At 67.1% G+C, this 26,042-nt stretch carries 17 protein-coding genes and 3 rRNA genes; 12 read left to right on the forward strand and 8 right to left on the reverse strand.

The features are described from left to right. Window position 1: 1 nt before the first annotated feature. Window positions 2-919, reverse strand: a complete 918-nt coding sequence (locus tag OG381_RS22855) for an oxidoreductase (protein WP_327717948.1) — start codon at window positions 917-919, stop codon at window positions 2-4. 89 nt (window positions 920-1,008) lie between these two features. Between OG381_RS22855 and OG381_RS22860 the strand changes: the two genes are divergently transcribed. The 9 genes from OG381_RS22860 (at window position 1,009) to OG381_RS22900 (ending at window position 12,199) form a co-directional block, all read left to right on the forward strand. After that, window positions 1,009-1,623 (forward strand): TetR/AcrR family transcriptional regulator, encoded by a 615-nt coding sequence (locus OG381_RS22860; RefSeq protein ID WP_327717949.1) that lies wholly within the window; start codon window positions 1,009-1,011, stop codon window positions 1,621-1,623. Between the two features lie 245 nt (window positions 1,624-1,868). Next, window positions 1,869-3,218, forward strand: a complete 1,350-nt coding sequence (locus OG381_RS22865) for a S53 family peptidase (protein WP_327717950.1) — start codon at window positions 1,869-1,871, stop codon at window positions 3,216-3,218. A 276-nt stretch (window positions 3,219-3,494) separates the two neighbouring features. Continuing rightward, window positions 3,495-4,787, forward strand: coding sequence for a S53 family peptidase (locus tag OG381_RS22870; protein WP_327717951.1), 1,293 nt, complete (start codon window positions 3,495-3,497; stop codon window positions 4,785-4,787). A 351-nt stretch (window positions 4,788-5,138) separates the two neighbouring features. After that, window positions 5,139-5,447, forward strand: a complete 309-nt coding sequence (locus tag OG381_RS22875; RefSeq protein ID WP_046262904.1) for a hypothetical protein — start codon at window positions 5,139-5,141, stop codon at window positions 5,445-5,447. Window positions 5,448-5,632: 185 nt separating this feature from the next. Then, window positions 5,633-6,433, forward strand: coding sequence for a hypothetical protein (locus OG381_RS22880; protein WP_327717952.1), 801 nt, complete (start codon window positions 5,633-5,635; stop codon window positions 6,431-6,433). Beyond that, window positions 6,423-7,748: a hypothetical protein gene (locus OG381_RS22885; protein ID WP_327717953.1), complete on the forward strand. Its 1,326-nt coding sequence runs from the start codon at window positions 6,423-6,425 to the stop codon at window positions 7,746-7,748. Before OG381_RS22880 ends, OG381_RS22885 begins: the two co-directional genes overlap by 11 nt. Next, window positions 7,745-9,304: an SCO6880 family protein gene (locus OG381_RS22890; RefSeq protein WP_327717954.1), complete on the forward strand. Its 1,560-nt coding sequence runs from the start codon at window positions 7,745-7,747 to the stop codon at window positions 9,302-9,304. The genes OG381_RS22885 and OG381_RS22890 overlap by 4 nt, the downstream gene beginning before the upstream one ends. 13 nt (window positions 9,305-9,317) lie before the next feature. Beyond that, window positions 9,318-10,742, forward strand: coding sequence for an ATP-binding protein (locus tag OG381_RS22895; RefSeq protein ID WP_266825211.1), 1,425 nt, complete (start codon window positions 9,318-9,320; stop codon window positions 10,740-10,742). 14 nt (window positions 10,743-10,756) lie between these two features. After that, a complete protein-coding gene (locus OG381_RS22900) occupies window positions 10,757-12,199 on the forward strand; it encodes a TraM recognition domain-containing protein (protein WP_443061921.1) in 1,443 nt (480 codons plus the stop codon). A gap of 19 nt (window positions 12,200-12,218) precedes the next feature. Here the strand turns inward: OG381_RS22900 and OG381_RS22905 are convergent, their stop codons facing one another. Next, window positions 12,219-12,782, reverse strand: a complete 564-nt coding sequence (locus OG381_RS22905) for a GNAT family N-acetyltransferase (protein ID WP_327717955.1) — start codon at window positions 12,780-12,782, stop codon at window positions 12,219-12,221. Window positions 12,783-12,877: 95 nt separating this feature from the next. On the opposite strand from OG381_RS22905, the gene OG381_RS22910 reads away from it, so the two are divergent. Further along, window positions 12,878-14,119 carry a sensor histidine kinase gene (locus OG381_RS22910; RefSeq protein WP_327717956.1) on the forward strand — a complete coding sequence of 414 codons (1,242 nt, stop codon included), beginning with the start codon at window positions 12,878-12,880 and terminating at the stop codon, window positions 14,117-14,119. Further along, window positions 14,116-14,775 (forward strand): response regulator transcription factor, encoded by a 660-nt coding sequence (locus OG381_RS22915; RefSeq protein WP_327717957.1) that lies wholly within the window; start codon window positions 14,116-14,118, stop codon window positions 14,773-14,775. Before OG381_RS22910 ends, OG381_RS22915 begins: the two co-directional genes overlap by 4 nt. Before the next feature lie 42 nt (window positions 14,776-14,817). Here OG381_RS22915 and rrf read toward each other — a convergent pair. The 4 genes from rrf to OG381_RS22935 form a co-directional block, all read right to left on the reverse strand. Beyond that, window positions 14,818-14,934, reverse strand: a 5S ribosomal RNA gene (rrf, locus tag OG381_RS22920). A gap of 91 nt (window positions 14,935-15,025) precedes the next feature. Next, window positions 15,026-18,149: ribosomal RNA gene (locus tag OG381_RS22925) — 23S ribosomal RNA — on the reverse strand. 304 nt (window positions 18,150-18,453) lie between these two features. Beyond that, window positions 18,454-19,979 (reverse strand): 16S ribosomal RNA (locus OG381_RS22930). The 16S, 23S and 5S rRNA genes sit together here, the layout of an rRNA operon. Before the next feature lie 647 nt (window positions 19,980-20,626). Beyond that, on the reverse strand, window positions 20,627-21,187 hold the full coding sequence (locus tag OG381_RS22935; RefSeq protein ID WP_327717958.1) for a MarR family winged helix-turn-helix transcriptional regulator: 561 nt from the start codon (window positions 21,185-21,187) through the stop codon (window positions 20,627-20,629). Window positions 21,188-21,316: 129 nt separating this feature from the next. Here OG381_RS22935 and OG381_RS22940 point away from each other — a divergent pair, with 129 nt between their 5' ends. Next, a complete protein-coding gene (locus OG381_RS22940) occupies window positions 21,317-22,597 on the forward strand; it encodes an MFS transporter (RefSeq protein WP_443062041.1) in 1,281 nt (426 codons plus the stop codon). A gap of 76 nt (window positions 22,598-22,673) precedes the next feature. Here OG381_RS22940 and OG381_RS22945 read toward each other — a convergent pair whose 3' ends face one another. Both OG381_RS22945 and OG381_RS22950 read right to left on the reverse strand, forming a co-directional pair. Further along, entirely contained in the window at window positions 22,674-24,314 is a 1,641-nt protein-coding gene (locus tag OG381_RS22945; RefSeq protein ID WP_327717959.1) for an ATP-binding SpoIIE family protein phosphatase, read from the reverse strand. Window positions 24,315-24,485: 171 nt separating this feature from the next. Further along, window positions 24,486-25,865, reverse strand: coding sequence for an NAD(P)/FAD-dependent oxidoreductase (locus OG381_RS22950; protein WP_327717960.1), 1,380 nt, complete (start codon window positions 25,863-25,865; stop codon window positions 24,486-24,488). Window positions 25,866-26,042 lie beyond the last annotated feature (177 nt).

The raw sequence follows: 26,042 nt of genomic DNA on the forward strand, positions 1-26,042 counted from the left end.
CCTAGCCGGGTCGTACGGCCGTCTCCAGCGGGAACCGCGTCCCGGTCAGCTCCTCCGACACCGTCCACAGCCGCCTCGCCGTCGCCGGGTCGCTCGCCGCGGGTGAGCGGCCCACCAGGGTGGGGGCGCCCCGCATCTCGCCCAACCCGTTCGGGCCGACGTAGCTCGCGCCGGGCAGGTCCTGCGTCGCCGCGTACAGCGTCGGCAGGGTGCCCGCCTTGTCGTCCTGGGCCAGGAACCTGTTGCCGAACTTCATGAAGGCCCGGGCCGCCGGACTCGCCGCGTGGCTCTGGAGGTTGGTGGCCGAGTAGCCGGGGTGGGCGGCGAGGGCGCGGACCGCGGAGCCCGACTCCGTCAGGCGGCGCTGGAGTTCCAGGGTGAACAGGAGGTTCGCCAGCTTCGACTGGGCGTAGGCCTGGTTGGGGTGGTAGCCGGTCGCCCAGTTCAGGTCGTCGAAGCGGATCCTCGCGTTGCCCCAGCGGTGGGCGCCCGAGGACACCGTGACCACCCGGTCCCTGAGGTACGGCAGCAGCAGGTTCGTGAGCGCGAAGTGGCCCAGGTGGTTGGTGCCGAACTGCATCTCGAAGCCGTCCGGCGTCCGCTGCTCCGGCACCATCATCACGCCGGCGTTGTTGATCAGGAGGTCCAGCGGACCGTCCCACGCCGCCGCGAACTCCCGCACGGAGGTCAGGTCCGCCAGGTCCAGGCGCCGCACCTCCACGCTGCCGCTCACCGTCCGCGCCGCCGCCTCTCCGCGTCGCGGGTCCCGTACGGCGAACACCACGTGCGCGCCCGCCCCGGCCAGCGCGGCCGCGGCGGTGAGGCCGATGCCGCTGTTGGCGCCGGTGATCACGGCGGTGCGGCCGGTCAGGTCGGGGAGGTGGGTCGCGTTCCATGCGTGCTTGCTCTTGTCAGCCATGCCCTCAAAGTAGGCGATGCCAACAATGCTGTCAATGACAACAATGATGGCGATGCCAACAATAGTGACGCCGTCTACATCGGGATACGATGGCGTCCATGCCGTCCGAGAAGTCCGAGACCCGCCCCTACCACCACGGAGACCTCCGCTCCGCCCTGCTGGCGAGCGCGGAGCGCACCCTGCGCGACAGGGGCGCGGCCTCGCTCTCCCTGCGGGAACTGGCCCGCGACATCGGCGTCAGCCACGCCGCCCCGGGGCGCCACTTCAAGGACAAGCAGGCCCTGCTCAACGCCCTGGCCCTCGCCGGCTACGAACGACTGACCCGGGCGCTCGACGCCGCCGACGACCCCGGCCTGCCGCTGGAGCCCCGGTTCACCGCCCTCGCCCGGGCCTATCTGGCCTTCTCCCTGGAGAACGCCGAGCTCCTGGAGCTGATGTACGCCCGCAAGCACGACCCCGAGGCGTCCGAGCAGATGGCCGTCGCCGTCGGCCGCACGATCGGGGCCCTCGAGCAGATCATCTCGGACGCCCAGCAGCGCGGCGAGATCGTCCAGGGAGACCCCGGCCGCCTCACCCTCGCCCTGGGCGCCACCCTGCACGGCACCGCCATGTTCGCCGCCACCGAGAAGCTCGACCCGCAGACGGCCCTCGACGGCATCCCCGAGCTCGTCCATCTCCTGCTGCACGGCCTCAAGCCCCGGTAACCCCGCGCGGGTTGTGCGCAACGCGTGTAGATGGTCAAGCCGAGGCCATTCGCCGCCCATCGCCCCGCCATTGATCAGTAACCCCCAACACCCCTTCAGTAAGGCGGAAGTCAGGATTCCACCGCGCGTCTTGTTGTCACGTACTCAACAAGGGGATGGTCTACGCGGGTCGCCGCCCCCACCGGGAACCTCACCGGTGGTCCCCACCGCAGGCCTCTGCAACCCCACTCTCAGGAGGCTGTACGTTGCGTACGCCCAACACCCCCCACATATCCGGCAGATCGCGCCGGATCGGCACGGCCGCCACGGCCACGGCCGCCCTCCTCCTCGCCGGGCTCGGCATCGCGGCCCACGCCGACGCGGCCACCCCGACGCCGCACAAGGTGAGCGCCAAGACCGTCGCCGCACAGGTCGCCAAGGCCCATGTGCAGTACGAGAGCGCGTGCGGCACGACGCCGAAGAAGGGCTACGCCGCCTGCCACGCGCTCCGCGTCACCGGCGGCACCACCGCCTACATGGAGAAGCAGGCCGCGCTCAAGGGCGCGACCCCCAAGACCGTCAAGCCGAACGCCACCTCGGCCACGCCGACCGGCTACGGCCCGAGCGACCTCCAGGCCGCCTACGGCCTGACCGCCGCCTCCTCCTCGAACGGCGCCGGCCAGACCATCGCCATCGTCGACGCCTACGACGACCCCAACGCCGCCGCGGACCTGGCCACCTACCGCTCCTACTACGGCCTCCCCGCCTGCACCGTGGCCAACGGCTGCTTCAAGAAGGTCTCCCAGACCGGCTCCACGACCTCCCTCCCCACCGCCGACAGCGGCTGGGCGGGCGAGATCTCCCTCGACCTCGACATGGTCTCCGCCATCGCCCCGAACGCCAAGATCCTGCTGGTCGAGGCGAGTTCGTCGAGCATGGCCAACCTGGGCAAGGCGGTGAACGAGGCCGTCACCCTGGGCGCCAAGTTCGTCTCCAACTCCTACGGCGGCTCCGAGTCCTCCTCGGACACCTCCTACGACTCCTCCTACTTCAACCACCCGGGCGTCGCCATCACCGTCTCCGCGGGCGACGAGGCCTACGGCGCCGAGTACCCGGCCGGCTCGAAGTACGTGACCTCGGTCGGCGGCACCAAGCTCTCCACGTCCTCCACCAGCCGCGGCTGGACCGAGAGCGTCTGGAAGACCAGCAGCACCGAGGGCACCGGCTCCGGCTGCTCCGCGTACGACGCCAAGCCCAGCTGGCAGACCGACACCGGCTGCACCAAGCGCATGATCTCCGACGTCTCCGCCGTCGCCGACCCGGCCACCGGCGTCTCCGTCTACGACTCCTACGGCTCCGACGGCACCGGCTGGAACACCTACGGCGGCACCAGCGCCTCGGCCCCGATCATCGCCTCCGTGTACGCCCTGGCCGGCACACCGTCCAGCAGCTCCTACCCGGCACAGTTCCCCTACAAGAACACCGCCGCCCTCAACGACGTCACCTCCGGCAACAACGGCAGCTGCACCACCAGCTACTTCTGCACCGCCGCCACGGGTTACGACGGCCCGACCGGCCTCGGCACCCCGCAGGGAGTGGCCGCCTTCACAGGCTGACGACCCCGAACTCCCCGTCGGGTCACGGGGAGCCGCCGGCGGGCAGGGGACGTGGGGTCCCCTCGGCGGCACAACGGCAACGGGCCGCGACCAACGCACCATCGGTCGCGGCCCGTTCGCCGTCAGCAGGCAAGTAAGGCCAGGCCTGGGATCCGGTAAGGCGGAGGTCAGAATTCCGCCTCCCGCCTTGTTGTCACGTACTCAACAAGAGACTGTCGTCCCACCGCCGCACGCACTCGCACTGCTCCTGTTCCACCACCCTCAGGAGGCTGCACGATGCGCACGACACCCCCCGACAGACCCTCCATACGCGGCAGCCGGCGCCGGATCGGCTCGGCGGCCGCAGCGACCGCCGCGCTCCTCGTCGCCGGACTCGGCACCGCGCTCCACGCCGAAGCCGCCGCCCCGGCCAAGGCCACCAAGGTCACCTGGGCCGCGACCCCCTGCGCCACCCCCAGGAAATCCGGCGAACTCACCTGCGACTCCCTGCGCGTGACCGGCGGCACCACCGCCTTCCAGAAGGCGCACGGCATCACCCCCAAGGCCGCCGACGCCTCCACCCCCTCCGGCTACGGCCCCAGCGACCTCCAGGCCGCCTACGGCCTGACCGCCGCCGCCTCCTCGAACGGCGCCGGCCAGACCATCGCCATCGTCGACGCGTACGACGACCCCAACGCCGAGTCCGACCTCGCGACCTACCGCTCGCACTACGGCCTGTCCGCCTGCACCACCGCCAACGGCTGCTTCAAGAAAGTCAGCCAGACCGGCTCCACGACCTCCCTGCCCACCGCAGACTCCGGCTGGGCCGAGGAGATCTCCCTGGACCTCGACATGGTCTCCGCCATCGCCCCGAACGCGCACATCCTCCTCGTCGAGGCGAAGTCGGCGACGATGGCCAACCTGGGCAAGGCGGTGAACGAGGCCGTCACCCTGGGCGCCAAATACGTCAGCAACAGTTACGGCGGCTCGGAGTCCTCGTCCGACACCTCCTACGACTCCTCCTACTTCAACCACCCGGGCGTCGCCATCACCGTCAGCGCGGGCGACGCGGGCTACGGCGCCGAGTACCCGGCCGCCTCCAAATACGTGACATCGGTCGGCGGCACCGCCCTGTCCACGGCCTCGAACACCCGCGGCTGGACGGAGACGGTCTGGAAGACCAGCAGCACCGAGGGGACTGGCTCCGGCTGCTCCTCGTACGACGCCAAGCCGAGCTGGCAGACCGACAGCGGCTGCACCAAGCGCATGATTTCGGACGTTTCCGCGGTGGCCGACCCCGCGACCGGTGTCTCGGTCTACGACTCCTACGGCGTCACGGCCGGCTGGTACACCTTCGGCGGCACCAGCGCCTCGGCCCCGATCATCGCGGGCGTCTACGCCCTCGCGGGCACGCCGTCCAGCAGCTCCTACCCGGCGCAGTTCCCCTACAAGAACACAGCCGCCCTCAACGATGTCACCTCCGGCAACAACGGCAGCTGCACCACCAGCTACTTCTGCACCGCCGCCTCGGGCTACGACGGCCCGACCGGCCTCGGCACCCCGCAGGGAGTGGCCGCCTTCACAGGCTGACGCTCAGTCACCACGCAGACGGGCCGCGGCACCAGCCGCGGCCCGTTCGGCATGCCGGTGCCGTGCGGAGATAGCCTTCACCCGCAGAACATGGGTGCACTCGGGTGCCACCAGCACACCAGATGCCGAGAAGAGGTCAACGACGGAACCACACGAAGGTTCCGCTCCGGCCTCATTGCCCGGCGTGACCTGCCGTGATACACAGAGTGACCGGACAGTGCATTCGTACGAAACCCGCCAATCAATGACGCCAAGTCGACATCCGGCAGCAGAATTGTCGGCGAGAATGAGGCCTGACCTCTGCGCACCTGCAGGGGGAAGCGGAACTACCCACCAGGGGCGGTGACTTACATGCTCTTTGCGGCCGACAAGGGAGACATCAACACCATCATCGGCGGGATCGCTCCGGACTGGGGCCCCTTCGGGGCGCTGGGCACGGAAGCGAAGACGATGATCCAGGTCGTCATGGCGGTCGCCATCATGCTCTGCCTCGGCATCGCCATCTGGGGCGCCGCGAAGCAACGCATCGGCGCGACGGCCCTGCGTGACACCTTCAGCGCGGAACAGGGCAAGGGCCTGATCATCGCCGGCCTCACCGGGGTCTTCATCATCGGCTCACTCGGCACGCTGTTCACCATCGTGTACGGCATGGCCGTCTAGCGGGCGTTCCTCCAGTCCCCGGGCACGCCCGGTCGTACCCCTCCACCCCACCCGCCCGTCGTGCCCACCGACTGAGGTTGCGTTTCCCTGATGCCGAGTCACCACACCGCGCCCGCGCGGGAACCAGCACGGCTACCGTCGTACTCCTACGTGTTTCCGCACGACGTCGAGGGGGCGTACGCGGCATGAGTCCCGGTGACGAACACGACACCTCCGGCGGCTACGGGGGTTCCGGCCAGACCCGCACGCGCATGCCGGACGACGTGTACGGCGGCGCGCGTCCCCGCGCCCGCTCGTCGTCACGCAGCCTGGTCACCGTGGTCGGCGTAGTCGTCCTCCTCATCGCCGCGATCGCCTTCGCGAACCGCGGAGGCGACGACTCCTCATCCAAAACCGGCGCCAGCGACAAACCCGAGGTGGCGAGCACGGCGGCAAGCGGAACGAAGCCGGTGGCCAAGGGGTTCGCTCATGACGCGCAGGGGGCGCAGAGTGCGGCGGCGAATTACGCGGTGGCGCTGGGTTCTGCCGAGATGTTTGACAAGACGAAGCGCAACGCGATCCTGCAAGCCATCATCACGCCCTCCCGCGTGTCGCAGTTCGAAGCGACACTGGACAAGGCCTACACGCCGGCCTTCAACAAGGCCGTCGGCCTGAACGAGGACGGCTCCACACCGAACGGCTACACCTTCGTCTCCCGTACGAGCCCGATCGGCACCAAGACCACCCAGTCCTCCGCCGACGGCACCACCGTCGAGGTCTGGTGCAGCGGCCTCCTCGGCCTCGCAGGCGAGAACTCCACCAACCCGGTCACCAGCACCTGGTTCACCATCACCATGCAGCTCCAGTGGACCGATGGCGACTGGAAGATCGTGACGCACTCCCAGAAGGACGGCCCAGCGCCCGTCCCCGGCGACGACAGGGCCTCCAGCGCCGACGAGATGGCGAAGGCCGTCGAAGAGTACGGAGGGTTCACGTATGCCCGGTAGCCGACGCGCACTCAAGCTCGCCGCTGTCGTCACGGCCGTACAGACCACAGCCGTCCTCATGGCCACGCGTGCCTTCGCCGCGCCCACCCCCAGCCCCACGCCCTCACCAACCGCGAGCAACAACCCCTGCGACCTGATCCACGGCCCCGCCAAGGACTACTGCGAACGCGGCGAAAGCGGCGCGCGCTCCGGCGGATCCACCATCGACCCCACCGCCACCCTCGACCCCCTCTCCTCCCTCGCCAAGGGCTGTGCCGACGCCGCCGCATGGACCGTCGACAAGCTCAGCGAGGCCGTGAAGGACACCGCGAACGTCGACTTCACGAACCCCAAGTTCCTCCAGCAGTACGCGGTCGTCTTCGCGGCGTCGACGATTCTGACCCTGCTGCTGTGGCTGCTGGCCGTGGCCAAGCGAGCCGTCCGCGGCGCCCCCCTCAGCACGGCCATCTCCGAAGCGATCGGGTTCCTCTGGCTGACCGTGCTGGCGTCGGCCTTCACCCCTCTGATCCTCTACACGGTCGTCTCGGCCACCGACGGCGTCAGCGAGGTCCTCGCGAAGACCACCGGCGACCAGACCGACACGTTCTTCGGCACCTTCTCCGGCGCCCTGGAGAAGGGCGAGGACATCGGCGGCGGCCCGATCATGCTGATCGTGGTGTCCCTCGTCTCCATCCTCGCCGCCGGCGTCCTCTGGCTGGAACTGGTGATCAGGGCCGCGCTCCTCTACGTCGGCGCCCTCCTCGGCACCGTCGTCTACGCGGGCCTGGTCGACAAGAACCTGTGGGGCCACGTCCGCCGCTGGGCGGGCATCATGATCGCGGTCATCCTGGTCAAGCCGGTCATCGTGATCGTTCTGGGGCTGGCCGGCGCGCTGTCCGCCGACGACGGCCCCGACGCCTTCTCCGCCGTGGTCTCCGGCCTGGCCATCATCCTGCTCGCCATCTTCGCCAGCGCGATGATCTACCGCTTCGTCCCCGGCTTCGGCGACGAGATCGCGGGCTCCCGCAACAACCGCATCATGCAGGGCGCCGAAGGAAAGGCGGCCGCGGTCATCAGCTCCCCCGCGACCCTCGTCGCCCAGGGCATCAAGACCCACAGCTCCAGGGCCGACAACAACGGCGGCGGCAGCGGTTCGAGCGGTGCCCGCCCCTCCAACCCCGCCTCCGGCGGCGTAGCCGCCCACAGCGCCCGCACCCCCAACGGTGGCGGCGGATCTGTCCCCTCCGCCGCACCCCAGCCCCGTTCGAGCAACACGGTCAACACCCCGCACGCCAGCAACAACCGCAACAAGCCCACAGGAGGTGACGGGCGTTGACGACCGAGTCCCACGTGTCCCACGCGGTCACACCCCGCCGTACCTATCTCATCGGCCGCGCCCGGCCGAACGCGATCGTCGGCCGCAACCGTGAGACCGGCGAGATCGCGCTGATCATCGCCGGCGCCTTCCTCGGCATGATGTGCGGGCTCCTCGTCCCCGTCCTGGCCCTGCGCATCGTGCTGCTGATGGGCTTCCCGCTGATCGCCCTGATGGCGGTCTACGTGCCGTACAAGCACCGCACCTTCTACAAGTGGTTCGAGATCAACCGCAGTTACAAGCGGTCCCTGAAGCGGGGGACCGTCTACCGCTCCGGCGTCATGGAGGCCGGCATCAGGGCCGACGGCCTGGAGGTCGAGATCGGCCCGCCGCCCGGCATCGGCCGTATCACCTGGCTCGCCGCGCCCTTCGGCCCCGACGAGATCGCCGTACTCCTGCACGCGGACCGCCGCACCGTCACCGCCGCCATCGAGATCGAGGGCCCCGGCGTCGGCCTGCGCGACTCCGAGGACCAGGAAGCCCTCGTCGACCGCTTCGGCACCCTGCTCAAGCACGTCGCCAACGGGGACGGCTTCGTCACCCGCCTCCAGATGCTCGCCCGCACCCTCCCCGCCGACCCCGACGCCCACGCCAAGGACGTCGCCGTCCGCGGGGACGACAGGGCACCGGGATGGCTGCAGCAGTCGTACGACCAACTCCAGTCCATGGTGTCGACGAGCAGCGAGCAGCACCGCGCCTACCTCGTCGCCTGCATGCACTTCACCCGCGAACTCGCCGCCGAGGCCCACACCATGGCCCGCGCGGCACGCCCCCAGTCCGGCCGCAAACTGGACCGCGACGCGGGCCTCGCGGTCGTGATGGCACGTGAGCTCACCGACATCTGCTCGCGGTTGCAGGAGGCCGACATCCGCGTACGGCAGCCGCTGGGCCAGGGCCGTCTCGCCTCGCTCATCCACTCCATGTACGACCCGGACCACCCCATCGACCACATCCAGGCGATGAGCAAGCGCAACTCCTGGCCGGCCGAGCTGGACGCCATGGAGCCGACGTATCTCCAGGCGAAGACGCGGGAGTCCAGCACCCGCGCGCCCTGGTGCCATGCGACGGCCTGGGTGAAGGAATGGCCGATGACCCCCGTCGGGGTCAACTTCCTCGCCCCCCTCCTCGTCCACACCCCGGACGTCATCCGCACGGTCGCCGTCACCATGGACCTCGAACCCACCGAGGTCGCCATCGAGCGCATGCTGACCGAGAAGACGAACGACGAGGCGGAAGCCTCCCGCCAGGCCAAGATGAACCGCACCGTCGACCCGCGCGACGTCGCCTCCCACAACCGTCTCGACCAGCGCGGCGAAGACCTCGCGAGCGGCGCGGCCGGCGTCAACCTGGTCGGCTACATCACCGTCTCCTCCCGCAATCCCGACGCCCTGGCCCGCGACAAGCGGACCATCCGGGCCTCGGCCGGAAAGTCGTACCTGAAGCTCGAATGGTGCGACCGCGAACACCACCGCGCGTTCGTGAACACCCTCCCGTTCGCCACCGGCATCCGAAGGTAGGGGCTGAGCTCAGATGCGGGACCCGCTGTCCGTCCTCACCGACGCCTTCACGTCCTTCCTCTTCGGCAAGGTCGAGACGACCCGCCTGCCCGTCCGCACCTCCACCGGCCAGGCCCAGGCGGTCTACCTGCCCACGGCCGCGCCGGGCCTCGGCGACTCCGGCGTGATCATCGGCCGCGAGGTGTACTCCGGCAAGGGCTACATCTACGACCCCTTCCAGCTGTACGGCCAGCAGCTCCCGGCACCCCACTGGCTGGTCCTCGGCGAGTCCGGCAACGGCAAGTCGGCGCTGGAGAAGACGTACGTCCTGCGCCAGCTGCGCTTCCGCGACCGGCAGGTCGTCGTCCTCGACGCACAGGGCGAGGACGGGGTCGGCGAATGGAACCTCATCGCGCAGGAGTTGGGGATAACTCCTATCCGCCTCGACCCGATGGCCGCCCTGGACATGGGGATCCGGCTCAACCCGCTCGACCCCGCGATCACGACGACCGGTCAGCTCGCGCTGCTCCGGACCATCATCGAGGTCGCGCTGGGCCACGGCCTCGACGAGCGCTCCGGCTTCGCCCTGAAGGTCGCGCACGCCTACGTCAACGAGACGATCGTCGAACGCCAGCCGATCCTCACGGACATCGTGGAGCAGCTGCGGCACCCCGAACCGGAGTCGGCCGAGGCGATGAACGTCGACATAGAGGACGTACGGGCCTGGGGTCTGGACGTCGCGCTGGTCCTGGACCGTCTGGTCGACGGTGACCTGCGCGGCATGTTCGACGGCCCCACGACGGTCGGCATCGACCTGGACGCCCCGCTCATCGTCTTCGACCTGTCGCACATCGACCGCAACTCCATCGCCATGCCCATCCTCATGGCGATCGTCGGCGTGTGGCTGGAGCACACCTGGATCCGCCCCGACCGGAAGAAGCGCATCTTCCTGGTCGAGGAGGCCTGGCACATCATCAACAGCCCCTTCGTGGCCCAGCTGTTCCAGCGGCTGCTGAAGTTCGGCCGACGGCTCGGTCTGTCCTTCGTGGCGGTCGTCCACCACCTGTCCGACGTGGTGGACGGAGCCGCGGCGAAGGAGGCGGCGGCGATCCTGAAGATGGCGTCCACGAGGACGATCTACGCCCAGAAGGCGGACGAGGCCAGAATGACGGGCCGGGTGCTGGGTCTGCCCCGCTGGGCGGTCGAGATCATCCCCTCGCTGACACCGGGCATCGCGGTGTGGGACGTCAACGGCAACGTCCAGGTGGTCAAACACCTGATCACCGAGACGGAACGCCCCTTGGTCTTCACCGACCGCGCGATGACCGAGTCCTCCGAGGACCACCTCGCGGACGACGCCCTGCGCGCGGCCGAGCTGGAGGCCGAGGAACGGGCGGCGGCCTTCATGGAACAGCACATGGAGCAGCACATGGGCGACTCCGAGTCGACGGTGGCGTAGGCGGGAGGCGTGCCATGGTGAGACCTGACGATCGCCGCGGGCAGGAGGGCCAGGGAGGTCAGGGAGGCGTCCCCGACGGGCTGTTGGTCGGCATACTCGCCTTCCTCCTCGGCATGACCCTGATGGTCTGGTCTGCCACCGGCCTGGCGGGCCTGTTCGCCCACGGCCACTGGCCCCAGGGCGTCACCTTCGCCCGTACGCCCATGGCGATGCGCCAGCTCATCGGCCGGCCCCAGGACATCCCGGGCGCCTGGCCGGAGACCCCGGCCGGGCAGCTCTCCGGGTACGGGCTGTTCTGGGGGCTGCTCATCGGGCAGCTGATGATCCTGGTCGTGCTCGCCGTGTTCGTCCTGGGGACGGTGGCCCGCTGGAAGGCGGTACGGCGGGCACGGCGGACCCAGGTTCCGGTCGCGGTCGTCGAACAGCCGCCGGCTCCCGAGCCCGTCGTCGAGACGGTCACGCACCACGAGGTCCCGACACCGCGGGCCGAGCCGGAGCCTCCCGCTCCCGCCACGGTGGCGGTGCCCGCACGGGTGGAGAAGGTTCTCGTGGCCCCCAGGGAGACACGGCAGGCCTCCGCCACCCAGGCGGTCCGCGACGCCGAGGGCGCCATCCTCATCGTCACCTCGAACCCCGCCGTCTGGTCCGACACCAAGGACGCCCGCACCAAGCTGGGCCCGGTCCACCTCTACGACCCCGCCCACCTCTGCGACACCCCGGCCCGCCTCCACTGGTCCCCCACGACGGGGTGCGAGGAGAAGCAGACGGCGACCGCGAGGGCCCACGCCCTCCTCGCGCCGGTCCGCCCCACCGCGAAGATCGACCAGGCCGTGGCCGACGTAGCGGAAACGCTCCTGCGGAGCTGTCTGCACGCCGCCGCCATCGACGGCCGCACCATCCGGCACGTCCACCGCTGGTCCCAGGGCACCCAGATCCAGGACGCGGTCCGCATCCTCCGCACCAACCCCAAGGCCGCTCCCGGAGCGGCGGGCGAGCTCGAGGCCGCGCTCACCGCGTATCCCGAACGCCGGGACATCGCCCAGGAGTTGACCGGACGCGCGCTCTCCGCCCTCTTCACGGTCAACATCCGCGAGGCGTGCACTCCAAACCGAACTGATGCCCTTGCCTTGGATTCCTTCGTGGACGAAGGGGGCACGCTTTATGTGGTGGGGGAATCCATCGAGGACCCCCGGACCAACCCGGGCGCCATGCCACTGCTGACGGCGCTCGTCTCCAGCGTGGTCGAGCGTGGCCGGCGCATGGCCGAACGGTCATCCTCCGGTCGCCTCGACCCACCACTGACGCTCGTCCTGGACGATGTCGCCGCCGTGGCTCCGCTTCCCCAGCTCCCGGAGCTGCTGGCCACCGGGGCGGACCGGGGCCTGCCGACCCTGGCCCTGCTCCGCTCCCGGGAACAGGCGAGGGCCCGCTGGCCGCACGACGAACTGCCGGTGTGACCACGGCCCGCCGAGAAGGTCAGGCCTTCTCGAGGACGAACTCCAACTCGATCTCGCCCTCGTTGCCGGGCAACGGCACGGTCTTCCCGCTCGGCACGAACCCGGCCTTGCGATAGAACGCCTGGGCGCGCGGATTGTCCTCATGCACGATGAGCCGCACAGCCTCGACCCCACGCCCCCAAGCCCACTCGACGGCGGCCTCGAAGAGCCCCTTGGTCACCCCGCCACCACGCCACTCGGGCCGCACGAACACCCCGACCACATGCCCTTGGTCGCGCTCGACGGGAAAACCGGCCCAGTCCTCCGTCCCGGCCGCCTCGATCAGCATGACCACGGACCCGACCCACGTCCCGTCCGCGGCCTCGGCGACGAACTGCAGCGCCCCGCCATCCACCTTCGACGACCCGGCGGCCCGCTCCTGCCAGAAGGAGTCCGGATGGGTCAGGGCCTTCTCGTACGTCTCCAGAAAGGCCACCGGTGCCGCGGGATCCTGCAACGCGACGAGCCGCAGCTCCTTCACGGCGGGCCACTCGTCGGCACGTATGGGCCGGACGACGTACGCATCGGGGATCGAGTCACTCATACCGATCACGGTAGTACCCAGGTACCAGACCCCTCACCTCATATAAGCCCCCAGGTCGGACGCCTGGTACCGGCCCCATCCTGGAGCATCGCACCATGGACCCCATGCCGGAGGAGCAAGAGACAAGAGCGGCCGAACCCCTGACCCAGTGGGTACAGCGCATCGCCCACGCGGTGCGCGCCTTCGACCGCCGCCATCCCCTCCCCTGGGACCTGACCTTCACCGGCTTCTGGGTGACGGCGGCCCTCATCGACTACGTCGGCGGCGGCTGGGAGAACGTGGCCCGCGACAAGGACGTCCCCGCCTCCCTGCTCCTCACCATGAGCCTGGGCCTCTCGCTCCCCCTGCTCTGGCGCCGCACCCACCCCCGAGCCGTCCTGTGCGCGATGGCCCCCATGGCCATCGTCAACGCCTGGAGCGGCGCGGTCCTCCAGGCGGCCCTGCTCCAGTTGGTCGTCGTCTACCACATCGCCCTGCGCCGCCCTCTGCGCTCCCTGTGGTGGACCACGATCCTCGTCATCACACCGGAGTTCGTGACGGCCGCCCGCCACTCGAAGAGGAGCTGGGACGAGCAGGTGGTCCCGCTCCTCCTCTCCATCGCCCTCTGCGCCGCCATCGGCATCACGGTCCGCACCCGTCGTAACTACACCGAGGCCCTCGAGGACCGCGCCCGCCGCCTGGAGACCGAACGCGACCAGCAGGCCCGGCTGGCCGCGGCCGCCGAACGCGCCCGCATAGCCCGCGAGATGCACGACATCATCGGCCACAACCTCTCCGTCATCACCGGCCTCGCCGACGGCGGCCGCTACGCCGCCGCGAAGTCCCCCGACCGGGCGGCACAAGCACTGGACGCGATAGCCGGCACAAGCCGCCAGGCGCTGACAGAACTCCGCCGCCTCCTGGACGTCCTGCGCGAAGAGGACCGCCCGGCCGCCGACCTGACCCCCCAGCCCGCCCTCACCGACCTGGACCAACTCCTCGACGGCGTCCGCAAGGCCGGCCTCCCGGTCAGTACGACGGTCCACGGCACCCCCGCCATCACCCCGGGCCGCGAGCTCACCGTCTACCGCGTCATCCAGGAAGCCCTCACCAACACCCTCAAACACGCCGGCCCCGGCGCCACTTCACAGATCGAGATGTCGTACGCCGACGGCGGCGCCGTCACGGTCACGGTGACCGACACCGGCCGCGGCGGCGACACAGACGGCACCGGCGGCCGGGGCCTGCCCGGAATGCGCGAGCGAACAGCCCTGTACAGCGGCACACTTGAGGCCGGCCCGCTCCCTGAGGGCGGCTGGCGTGTCCGCCTTCACCTACCGGAGGAAACCCCGCAGTGACGACCGTCCTCATCGCCGACGACCAGCCCCTCCAGCGCTTCGGCTTCCGCATGCTGCTGGAGAGCCAGGACGACATGACGGTCCTCGGCGAAGCCCAGAACGGCACCGAGGCGATCCGTATGACAGCCGAGCTCCACCCCGACGTCGTCCTGATGGACGTCCGCATGCCCGGCCTCGACGGCATCGAGGCCACCCGCCGCATCGTCGCGGCCGGCGCCCGCACCCGCGTCCTGATCCTCACGACCTTCGACCTGGACGAGTACGCCTACGCGGGCCTACGAGCCGGAGCCTCCGGCTTCCTGGTGAAGGACGCCCAGCCGGAGGACCTGCTGTCAGGCATACGCGCGGTGGCCACGGGCGACGCGGTGGTCGCCCCGAGCCTGACCCGCCGCCTCTTGGACGCCTACGCCCACCACCTCCCGGCGGAAACCCCGACCGCCGAACCGGCGGACTCACGCCTCGCGGCCCTCACCGACCGGGAACGCGAGATCCTGACAGTCATCGGCAAGGGCTGGACGAACACCGAGATATCCACCCGTCTGCACCTGGCCGAATCGACGGTGAAAACCCATGTGGGCCGCATCCTGGCGAAGACGGGTTCCAGGGACCGGATCCAGGCGGTGATCCTGGCGTACGAAACAAAGCTGGTGAAATAGAAAAAGGCCCACGCCTGATGGCGTGGGCCTTTTCTAAAGATTGTTCGGCGGTGTCCTACTCTCCCACAGGGTCCCCCCTGCAGTACCATCGGCGCTGTAAGGCTTAGCTTCCGGGTTCGGAATGTAACCGGGCGTTTCCCTCACGCTATGACCACCGAAACACTATGAAACTGTCAGCCGCACCATACCCGTGACCATGGATATGGGGCTGTTCGTGGTTTCAGAACCAACACAGTGGACGCGAGCAACTGAGGACAAGCCCTCGGCCTATTAGTACCGGTCACCTCCGCACGTTACCGTGCTTCCAGATCCGGCCTATCAACCCAGTCGTCTACTGGGAGCCTTAACCCCTCAAAGGGGGTGGGAATACTCATCTCGAAGCAGGCTTCCCGCTTAGATGCTTTCAGCGGTTATCCCTCCCGAACGTAGCCAACCAGCCATGCCCTTGGCAGAACAACTGGCACACCAGAGGTTCGTCCGTCCCGGTCCTCTCGTACTAGGGACAGCCCTTCTCAATATTCCTGCGCGCGCAGCGGATAGGGACCGAACTGTCTCACGACGTTCTAAACCCAGCTCGCGTACCGCTTTAATGGGCGAACAGCCCAACCCTTGGGACCGACTCCAGCCCCAGGATGCGACGAGCCGACATCGAGGTGCCAAACCATCCCGTCGATATGGACTCTTGGGGAAGATCAGCCTGTTATCCCCGGGGTACCTTTTATCCGTTGAGCGACGGCGCTTCCACAAGCCACCGCCGGATCACTAGTCCCGACTTTCGTCCCTGCTCGACCCGTCGGTCTCACAGTCAAGCTCCCTTGTGCACTTACACTCAACACCTGATTGCCAACCAGGCTGAGGGAACCTTTGGGCGCCTCCGTTACTCTTTAGGAGGCAACCGCCCCAGTTAAACTACCCATCAGACACTGTCCCTGATCCGGATCACGGACCCAGGTTAGACATCCAGCACGACCAGACTGGTATTTCAACGACGACTCCCCCTGAACTGGCGTCCAGAGTTCACAGTCTCCCAGCTATCCTACACAAGCCGAACCGAACACCAATATCAAACTGTAGTAAAGGTCCCGGGGTCTTTCCGTCCTGCTGCGCGAAACGAGCATCTTTACTCGTAGTGCAATTTCACCGGGCCTATGGTTGAGACAGTCGAGAAGTCGTTACGCCATTCGTGCAGGTCGGAACTTACCCGACAAGGAATTTCGCTACCTTAGGATGGTTATAGTTACCACCGCCGTTTACTGGCGCTTAAGTTCTCAGCTTCGCCACACCGAAATGTGACTAACCGGTCCCCTTAACGTTCCAGCACCGGGCAGGCGTCAGTCCGTATACATCGCCTTACGGCTTCGCACGGACCTGTGTTTTTAGTAAACAGTCGCTTCTCGCTGGTCTCTGCGGCCACCCCCAGCTCACCGAGTAAATCGGATCACCAGTGATGGCCCCCCTTCTCCCGAAGTTACGGGGGCATTTTGCCGAGTTCCTTAACCATAGTTCACCCGAACGCCTCGGTATTCTCTACCTGACCACCTGAGTCGGTTTAGGGTACGGGCCGCCATGAAACTCGCTAGAGGCTTTTCTCGACAGCATAGGATCATCCACTTCACCACAATCGGCTCGGCATCAGGTCTCAGACTATGTGCAAGGCGGATTTGCCTACCTTGCGTCCTACACCCTTACCCCGGGACAACCACCGCCCGGGATGGACTACCTTCCTGCGTCACCCCATCACTCACCTACTACCACCGTGGTTCGGCGGCTCCACCACTTTCCATTCCCCGAAGGGTCCGGAACGGCTTCACGGCCTTAGCATTAATGGGTTCGATGTTTGACGCTTCACAGCGGGTACCGGAATATCAACCGGTTATCCATCGACTACGCCTGTCGGCCTCGCCTTAGGTCCCGACTTACCCTGGGCAGATCAGCTTGACCCAGGAACCCTTAGTCAATCGGCGCACACGTTTCTCACGTGTGTATCGCTACTCATGCCTGCATTCTCACTCGTGAACCGTCCACCACTAGCTTCCGCTGCGGCTTCACCCGGCACACGACGCTCCCCTACCCATCCCAGCGGGCGTTGGCCCTCATGCTGAAATGACACGACTTCGGCGGTACGCTTGAGCCCCGCTACATTGTCGGCGCGGAATCACTAGACCAGTGAGCTATTACGCACTCTTTCAAGGGTGGCTGCTTCTAAGCCAACCTCCTGGTTGTCTGTGCGACTCCACATCCTTTCCCACTTAGCGTACGCTTAGGGGCCTTAGTCGATGCTCTGGGCTGTTTCCCTCTCGACCATGGAGCTTATCCCCCACAGTCTCACTGCCGTGCTCTCACTTACCGGCATTCGGAGTTTGGCTAAGGTCAGTAACCCGGTAGGGCCCATCGCCTATCCAGTGCTCTACCTCCGGCAAGAAACACACGACGCTGCACCTAAATGCATTTCGGGGAGAACCAGCTATCACGGAGTTTGATTGGCCTTTCACCCCTAACCACAGGTCATCCCCCAGGTTTTCAACCCTGGTGGGTTCGGTCCTCCACGAAGTCTTACCTCCGCTTCAACCTGCCCATGGCTAGATCACTCCGCTTCGGGTCTTGAGCGCGCTACTATGTCGCCCTATTCGGACTCGCTTTCGCTACGGCTTCCCCACACGGGTTAACCTCGCAACACACCGCAAACTCGCAGGCTCATTCTTCAAAAGGCACGCAGTCACGACTGTATGTGCAAGCACATACAGCGACGCTCCCACGGCTTGTAGGCACACGGTTTCAGGTACTATTTCACTCCGCTCCCGCGGTACTTTTCACCATTCCCTCACGGTACTATCCGCTATCGGTCACCAGGGAATATTTAGGCTTAGCGGGTGGTCCCGCCAGATTCACACGGGATTTCTCGGGCCCCGTGCTACTTGGGTGTCTCTCAAACGAGCCGTACAGATTTCAGCTACGGGGGTCTTACCCTCTACGCCGGACCTTTCGCATGTCCTTCGCCTATCCATACGGTTTCTGACTCGTCTCACAGCCGGCAGACTGTGAAAGAGAGATCCCACAACCCCCACGACGCAACCCCTGCCGGGTCTCACACGTCGTAGGTTTGGCCTCATCCGGTTTCGCTCGCCACTACTCCCGGAATCACGGTTGTTTTCTCTTCCTGCGGGTACTGAGATGTTTCACTTCCCCGCGTTCCCTCCACATACCCTATGTGTTCAGGTATGGGTGACAGCCCATGACGACTGCCGGGTTTCCCCATTCGGAAACCCCCGGATCAAAGCCTGGTTGACGGCTCCCCGGGGACTATCGTGGCCTCCCACGTCCTTCATCGGTTCCTGGTGCCAAGGCATCCACCGTGCGCCCTTAAAAACTTGGCCACAGATGCTCGCGTCCACTGTGCAGTTCTCAAACAACGACCAGCCACCCATCACCCCGGAGCTGCACTCCGAGTTCACTGGGACCGGCGTCGAGGGGGTTCATTCCCTCAGACACCCAACAGCGTGCCCGACACACTTCCCGCTTCCCTCAACGTTCCACGCTCTGACGAGCAGTACTGGAAGGAGAAGACGATCAAGTGTGCCGAATAATCAACGTTCCACCCTTGAGCAACCACCGCAGAACATTTGCCTGCGTAATGGCCCTGGACCACCAAGCAAGCTTGGCGGCCTAGATGCTCCTTAGAAAGGAGGTGATCCAGCCGCACCTTCCGGTACGGCTACCTTGTTACGACTTCGTCCCAATCGCCAGTCCCACCTTCGACAGCTCCCTCCCACAAGGGGTTGGGCCACCGGCTTCGGGTGTTACCGACTTTCGTGACGTGACGGGCGGTGTGTACAAGGCCCGGGAACGTATTCACCGCAGCAATGCTGATCTGCGATTACTAGCAACTCCGACTTCATGGGGTCGAGTTGCAGACCCCAATCCGAACTGAGACAGGCTTTTTGAGATTCGCTCCACCTCACGGTTTCGCAGCTCATTGTACCTGCCATTGTAGCACGTGTGCAGCCCAAGACATAAGGGGCATGATGACTTGACGTCGTCCCCACCTTCCTCCGAGTTGACCCCGGCGGTCTCCTGTGAGTCCCCATCACCCCGAAGGGCATGCTGGCAACACAGGACAAGGGTTGCGCTCGTTGCGGGACTTAACCCAACATCTCACGACACGAGCTGACGACAGCCATGCACCACCTGTACACCGACCACAAGGGGGGCACCATCTCTGATGCTTTCCGGCGTATGTCAAGCCTTGGTAAGGTTCTTCGCGTTGCGTCGAATTAAGCCACATGCTCCGCTGCTTGTGCGGGCCCCCGTCAATTCCTTTGAGTTTTAGCCTTGCGGCCGTACTCCCCAGGCGGGGAACTTAATGCGTTAGCTGCGGCACCGACGACGTGGAATGTCGCCAACACCTAGTTCCCACCGTTTACGGCGTGGACTACCAGGGTATCTAATCCTGTTCGCTCCCCACGCTTTCGCTCCTCAGCGTCAGTAATGGCCCAGAGATCCGCCTTCGCCACCGGTGTTCCTCCTGATATCTGCGCATTTCACCGCTACACCAGGAATTCCGATCTCCCCTACCACACTCTAGCTAGCCCGTATCGAATGCAGACCCGGGGTTAAGCCCCGGGCTTTCACACCCGACGTGACAAGCCGCCTACGAGCTCTTTACGCCCAATAATTCCGGACAACGCTTGCGCCCTACGTATTACCGCGGCTGCTGGCACGTAGTTAGCCGGCGCTTCTTCTGCAGGTACCGTCACTTTCGCTTCTTCCCTGCTGAAAGAGGTTTACAACCCGAAGGCCGTCATCCCTCACGCGGCGTCGCTGCATCAGGCTTTCGCCCATTGTGCAATATTCCCCACTGCTGCCTCCCGTAGGAGTCTGGGCCGTGTCTCAGTCCCAGTGTGGCCGGTCGCCCTCTCAGGCCGGCTACCCGTCGTCGCCTTGGTGAGCCATTACCTCACCAACAAGCTGATAGGCCGCGGGCTCATCCTTCACCGCCGGAGCTTTCAACCACCACAGATGCCTGCGGTAGTGGTATCCGGTATTAGACCCCGTTTCCAGGGCTTGTCCCAGAGTGAAGGGCAGATTGCCCACGTGTTACTCACCCGTTCGCCACTAATCCCCACCGAAGTGGTTCATCGTTCGACTTGCATGTGTTAAGCACGCCGCCAGCGTTCGTCCTGAGCCAGGATCAAACTCTCCGTGAATGTTTACCCGTAATCGGGTGCGCACATCACGAGAGCGGAACCACCGGCGGAATAAGCCGATGGTTCACAGCGTCCTCGCTGTGTTTTTCTTCAAAGGAACCTCATCTACGACCATGACGGCCGGAGACGGGGTATCAACTAATCTGGCGTTGATTTTTGGCACGCTGTTGAGTTCTCAAGGAACGGACGCTTCCTTTGTACTCACCCTCTCGGGCTTTCCTCCGGGCTTTTCCCTTCGGTCTTGCGTTTCCGACTCTATCAGACCGTTTCCGGTTCCGATTTCCTCGGTGCTTTCCAGGTTTCCGCTTTCGCGTTTCCCTTTCCGGCGGTTCCGACTCTATCAGATCCTTTCGGGCCTGACTCCCAGTCAGAGGGGGTTTGCCTTCCCGGCTGTTGGGCCGTTCCGACGTCTCAAACCTTAGCGGATCCTCTCGGCAGTTCCTAATCGAGCTGCCGCACCCAAATCGAATTGAATTCGGGCACGCCGAATTCGAATCCCGTTGGGAGATCATGCTGTGGTTTGTGTGCCGCTGATGCGGCGGAGGTGTTGTCGAAGAACCGTTACGGCTCTGCGGCAACCCGAAGAACTCTACGGATCGCACAAGGCGCTGTCAACCAAGCCTGTCAAGATCTTTTCGGGTGACACATCAGCCCAGGTCACTGAGCCGACCACCGGCGTCCGGCTGGGCATGCTCCACCCGACGCAGGAGACGGGTGAGGACATCGCCGAGGCTGGTCCGCTCCTCCGGGGAGAGGTCCTGGAGGAGATCCTCCTCGAAGACCGTGGCGAGTCGCATGGCCTCCAGCCACTTCTCGCGCCCCTCGTCCGTCAGCTCCACGATCACGCGGACACGGTTGGACTCGTCCCGCTCCCTGGTGACCAGACCCTCCGCGACCATCCGGTCGATGCGGTGGGTCATCGCGGCCGGCGTCAGGCCGAGTCCCTTGGCGAGGTCGCTGGGGCCCATTTGGTAGGGAGCGCCGGAGAGGACGAGGGCCTTGAGCACCTCCCACTCCGCGTTACTGATGCCGAGGGCGGAGGTCTGACGGCCGTAGGCGACGTTCATACGGCGGTTCAGCCGGGACAGCGCCGAGACGATCTGCTCGACCTGGGGATCGAGGTCCCGGAACTCGCGCTGGTACGCGGCGATCTGCTCTTCGAGGGTCGGCTCACTGCCGATGCCGATGCTGCCGGGGGTGTCACCCATGGGCGGAAGTATCGCACGGGGCTGCTTGGTGTTGAAGTTCTTCTGGGTGTACTGTTTAGCTTCTAACTTTAGCTTTGAAGTCTTCGGTTCTAAGTACTGAGGGACTCCAACTACCTGATTGAGGTGACCGTGACCAGGGCGATGGGCGCAGCGATGCGCCGGATTCACGTGGGTAACGCACTCAGCGCGTTCGGGCTCGGCTTCACCGTCCCCTACCTGTACGTCTATGTGGCGCAGGTGCGGGGACTGGGAGCCATGACGGCGGGGCTCGTCCTCGCCGTCTTCGCCGTGGCCGCGCTGATCGTGCTGCCGTTCGCCGGCCGGGCGATCGTGCGGCGGGGCCCGCTTCCGGTGTTGCTCACCGCCCTGGTCACTGCCGCGATCGGTGCGCTGAGCCTGGGGCTCGCGAGCAATGCGACCACCGTTCTGCTGTCGGCGGCCGCGCTCGGCGCCGGGCAGGCCGTGATGCAGCCGGCGCTCGCCACGATGATCGTGGACTGTTCCACCGCCGAGACCCGCTCCCGTGCCTTCGCGATGCAGTTCTTCCTGCAGAACCTCGGGCTGGGCGTCGGCGGTCTCATCGGTGGTCACCTCGTCGACACGACGAGCGCCTCCTCCTTCACCCTGCTCTTCGCGATCGAGGCGGCGATGTTCCTGCTGCTGGCCGTGGTGATGGCGACCGTACGGATCCCGCACGCGCCGCGGATCGGGGACGCGCCCGCCGGTTCGACGAAGGGCAGCTGGAAGCAGCTCCTCGGCAACCGGGCCATGGTGCAGCTGTGCGTCCTGGGCTTCGTGCTGTTCTTCGCCTGTTACGGCCAGTTCGAGTCGGGCCTGGCCGCGTACGGCGTCGAGGCCGCCGGGATCTCCACCTCCGCGCTGGGCTCGGCCCTGGCCGCCAACACCGCGATGATCGTCATCGCGCAGTTCGCCGTGCTGAAGTTCGTCGAGCGGCGTCGGCGCTCCAGGGTGATCGCCGCGGTCGGCATCATCTGGGCCGTCGCGTGGATCACCGCCGGTTACGCCGGTCTCGGTCACACCAGCCAGGCCATGGCCACGGCCGCGTTCGTCTCGACGTACGCCCTCTTCGGGCTGGGTGAGGCGATGCTGTCCCCGACCGTCGCCCCGCTGGTCGCCGATCTGGCGCCGAGCGGGATGGCCGGTCAGTACAACTCGGCGTTCGCCCTGGTCAAGCAGCTCGCCCTGGCCGTGGGCCCGGCGGTGGGCGGCCCGATGGGCGCGTCACTGCACACGCCGTACATCGTGACGTTCTTGGTGTTCTCGGTGGGCATCACGTTCCTGGGCCTGAGGCTGGGCCGTCAACTGACGGCCGTACAGGACCACCCGTGGCGCGCGAGGAGCAGGGTTGTGGCCAAGGGCGGCACGCAGCACGAATCCATCGCCGCCTGACTTGAGCTGCCTGGGGGCGTGGGGAACTGCGCGACCAGCCACAACGCACCCGCGGCCGCCGAGCAACCCTGCGCCCCTACCCCTTGGGCAGCACGAACTCGCACCAAACCGCCTTGCCGCCCCCCGGCGTCCGACGAGACCCCCAGTTCGAGGCGATCGTCGCCACGATGGCGATCCCCCGACCGGACTCGTCACCGGGCTCGGCTCGCCGACGCCGGGGCAGGTGATCGTCCCCGTCCGTCACCTCGATGATCAACCGTCGGTCCGTACGGCGCAGGCGCAGCCGCATCGGGGGCGTCCCGTGCTGAAGCGAGTTGGCGACCAGCTCGCTCGCCGCCAACACTCCCAGGTCATGCAGCTCCGCGGGGAACCGCCAGCTGGTGAGCACGCCGGAGGCGAACGCACGGGCGCGTGGAGCCGCTTCGATGCCGCCGAGGAGTTCCAGTGCGGCGTTGCGGAAGAGGTCGCTGTCGGGGCCCGTACGGGCGGGGTGCTGGAGGACGAGGACCGCGACGTCGTCGTCGTGGTCCGCGGTGACGCCCGCGGAGCGGACCAGGCGGTCGCAGACGACCTGGGGTGTCCCGGTCGCGCCGGACAGGGCACGTTCCAGGGAGGCGATGCCCTCGTCCAGGTCCTCGTCCCGACGTTCGACCAGACCGTCCGTGTAGAGGACGGCCGTGGAGCCGGGGCCGAGCGGGATCGAGCCCGACGCGTGCATCCAGCCGCCGGTGCCCAGCGGGGGGCCCGTCGGTTCGTCGGCGCGCAGTACCGCCCCGCTCTCGTCGCGGACGAGGATCGGGAGGTGGCCGGCGCTGGCGTACACCAGTCGGCCCTCGTTGGGGTCGTGGATGGCGTAGACGCACGTGGCGATCTGGTTGGCGTCGATCTCCGCGGCGAGGCCGTCGAGGAGCTGGAGGATCTCGTGCGGGGGCAGGTCGAGGCGGGCGTAGGCCCTGACCGCCGTACGCAATTGGCCCATGACCGCTGCCGCGCGGACTCCTCTGCCCATGACGTCGCCGATGACCAGGGCCGTGCGGCCGCCGCCGAGGGTGATGACGTCGTACCAGTCGCCGCCGACCGCGGCCTCGGTGCCGCCTGGCTGGTAGGTGGCGGCGATGCGGAGGTCGTCGGGTTCCTCCAGGACCTGGGGAAGCAGGGAGCGCTGGAGGGTCACGGCCGTCTCGCGCTGGCGGCGTTCGCTGGCTCTGAGGCGTTCCGCGGCCTCGGCGTGGTCGGTGACGTCGGTCGCGAAGACGAGGACGCCGCCGGTGTCGCCCTCCGTCACCGGGGTGCAGGTGAAGGTGTAGGAGTGGCCGTCGGGGGCCTTGCGGGACTTGACCGTGCGTGCCTTGCCGCTGCGCAGGACCTGGTCGAGGAGGGGGAGGAGGCCGATCTCGTCGAGCTCCGGGAGGGCTTCGCGGGCGGGGGCGCCGGGTTCTCGTACGCCGAAGGCCGTCACATAGGCGTCGTTGACGTAGGCGAGGCGGTGGTCGGTGCCGTGGACCAGGGCGACGAGGGCCGGGACGCGGTCGAGTACCTCGCGCACGGGGAGTTCGTCGACGGCGGGCACGTGCGGTGCTTCGTCGGTGAGTTGTTCGGCGCGGGCAGCGGGTACGGCGCCCTCCCCGAGTCGGTCGGGGGTGACCGGGTGGTCGGTCCGCGCTGCGGCGCGGCGCTGTGTTCCGGGGAGCCGGGCGCTCCAGCGCGTGAAGTTCACGAATCCTTGCCTCGTGTCGTCGTCTTCGGCCGGCTCCGGACCCGGCCTGGGTCCTCGTGGTGCGGAGAGCGGGCGTCCACCCGTCCTGGGTCGGGGATCAGTGTGGCAGTGTGGCCGACCGGGTCGACATCCGTCAGACGCCTACCTTGCCGATGGAGTTCCTGGGTCCGGTCAGGACGACCCCTTCGGGTCGTTCGTGGGGTCCTGAGGAGGCTTTCCACCGGCCGCGAGTTCGAACTCCGCTCGGGGATGTTCCAGGGAGCCCAGCGAGACGATCTCCCTTTTGAAGAGCCCGGACAGCGTCCATTCGGCCAGGACGCGGGCCTTGCGGTTGAAGGTGGGCACCCGGCTGAGGTGGTAGACGCGGTGCATGAACCAGGCAGGGTAGCCCTTCAGCTTGCGTCCGTAGACGTGTGCGACACCTTTGTGGAGGCCCAGGGAGGCCACCGAGCCGACGTACTTGTGGGAGTACGTCTCCAGTTCCTCGCCCCGTAGCGCGTGCGCGATGTTGTCGCCGAGGACCTTGGCCTGGCGTACCGCGTGCTGGGCGTTGGGGGCGGTCTCCCTGCCGGGTTCGGCGGCCGTCACATCGGGGACGGCGGCGGCGTCTCCGGCCGCCCACGCGTGCGTGGCGCCCTCGACGGTGAGCTGGGGGGTGCATTTCAGCCGACCTCGGTCCGTGAGCGGGAGGTCGCTGGCGGCGAGGATCGGGTGGGGTTTGACGCCGGCGGTCCACACGACCGTACGGGTCGGGAAGCGGGAGCCGTCGCTGAGGACGGCCACGCGGTCGGCGCAGGATTCGAGGCGGGTGCCCAGGCGTACGTCGATGTTGCGGCGGCGCAGTTCGGTGACGGTGTAGCTGCCCATCTCCTCGCCGACCTCGGGGAGGATGCGGTCGGAGGCCTCCACGAGGATCCACTTCATGTCCTCGGGCTGGACGTTGTGGTAGTACCGCGCGGTGTAGCGGGCCATGTCCTCGAGTTCGCCGAGCGCCTCCACGCCCGCGTAGCCGCCGCCGACGAAGACGAAGGTGAGGGCCGCGTCGCGGATCGCGGGGTCGCGGGTGGAGGAGGCGATGTCCATCTGCTCGATGACGTGGTTGCGCAGTCCGATGGCCTCCTCGACGGTCTTGAAGCCGATGGCGTGGTCGGCGAGGCCGGGGACGGGCAGGGTGCGGGAGATCGAGCCGGGCGCGAGGACGAGTTCGTCGTACGTCAGCTGCCGGGCGCCGGTCCCCTCTTCCTCGGTGGCGAGGGTGGTCACGGTCGCGGTGCGTTTGGCGTGGTCGATGGCGGTGGCCTCGCCGATGACGACATGGCACTGGTCCAGGACGCGGCGCAGGGGGACGACCACGTGGCGGGGGGAGATGGAGCCGGCGGCCGCCTCCGGAAGGAACGGCTGATAGGTCATGTACGGGTCGGGGGTGACGACCGTGATCTCGACGTCGCCGCGCCTCAGTTCCTGTTTCAGCCTCCGCTGAAGACGCAGGGCTGTGTACATCCCGACGTAGCCGCCACCGACAACGAGAATGCGCGCACGTTCCTTCACCACCCCATGACGCACCCGACGCTTGAGTTTGTCCACAGCCCCGGCAATTTGTGTGACCGCGCGTTTCGCGCGAGCGGGGTTGGCCGAATCGGCGGCGTGCGGGGAAGATTTGCAGGTCAGCGGGTGTGCGCCGGGGGTGTTGAGGGGGTGCAATCGGGACGTATACGACCCGTACTCCGA

The sequence above is a fragment of the Streptomyces sp. NBC_00490 genome (genome assembly GCF_036013645.1).
Classification (GTDB): Bacteria; Actinomycetota; Actinomycetes; order Streptomycetales; family Streptomycetaceae; genus Streptomyces; species Streptomyces canus_F.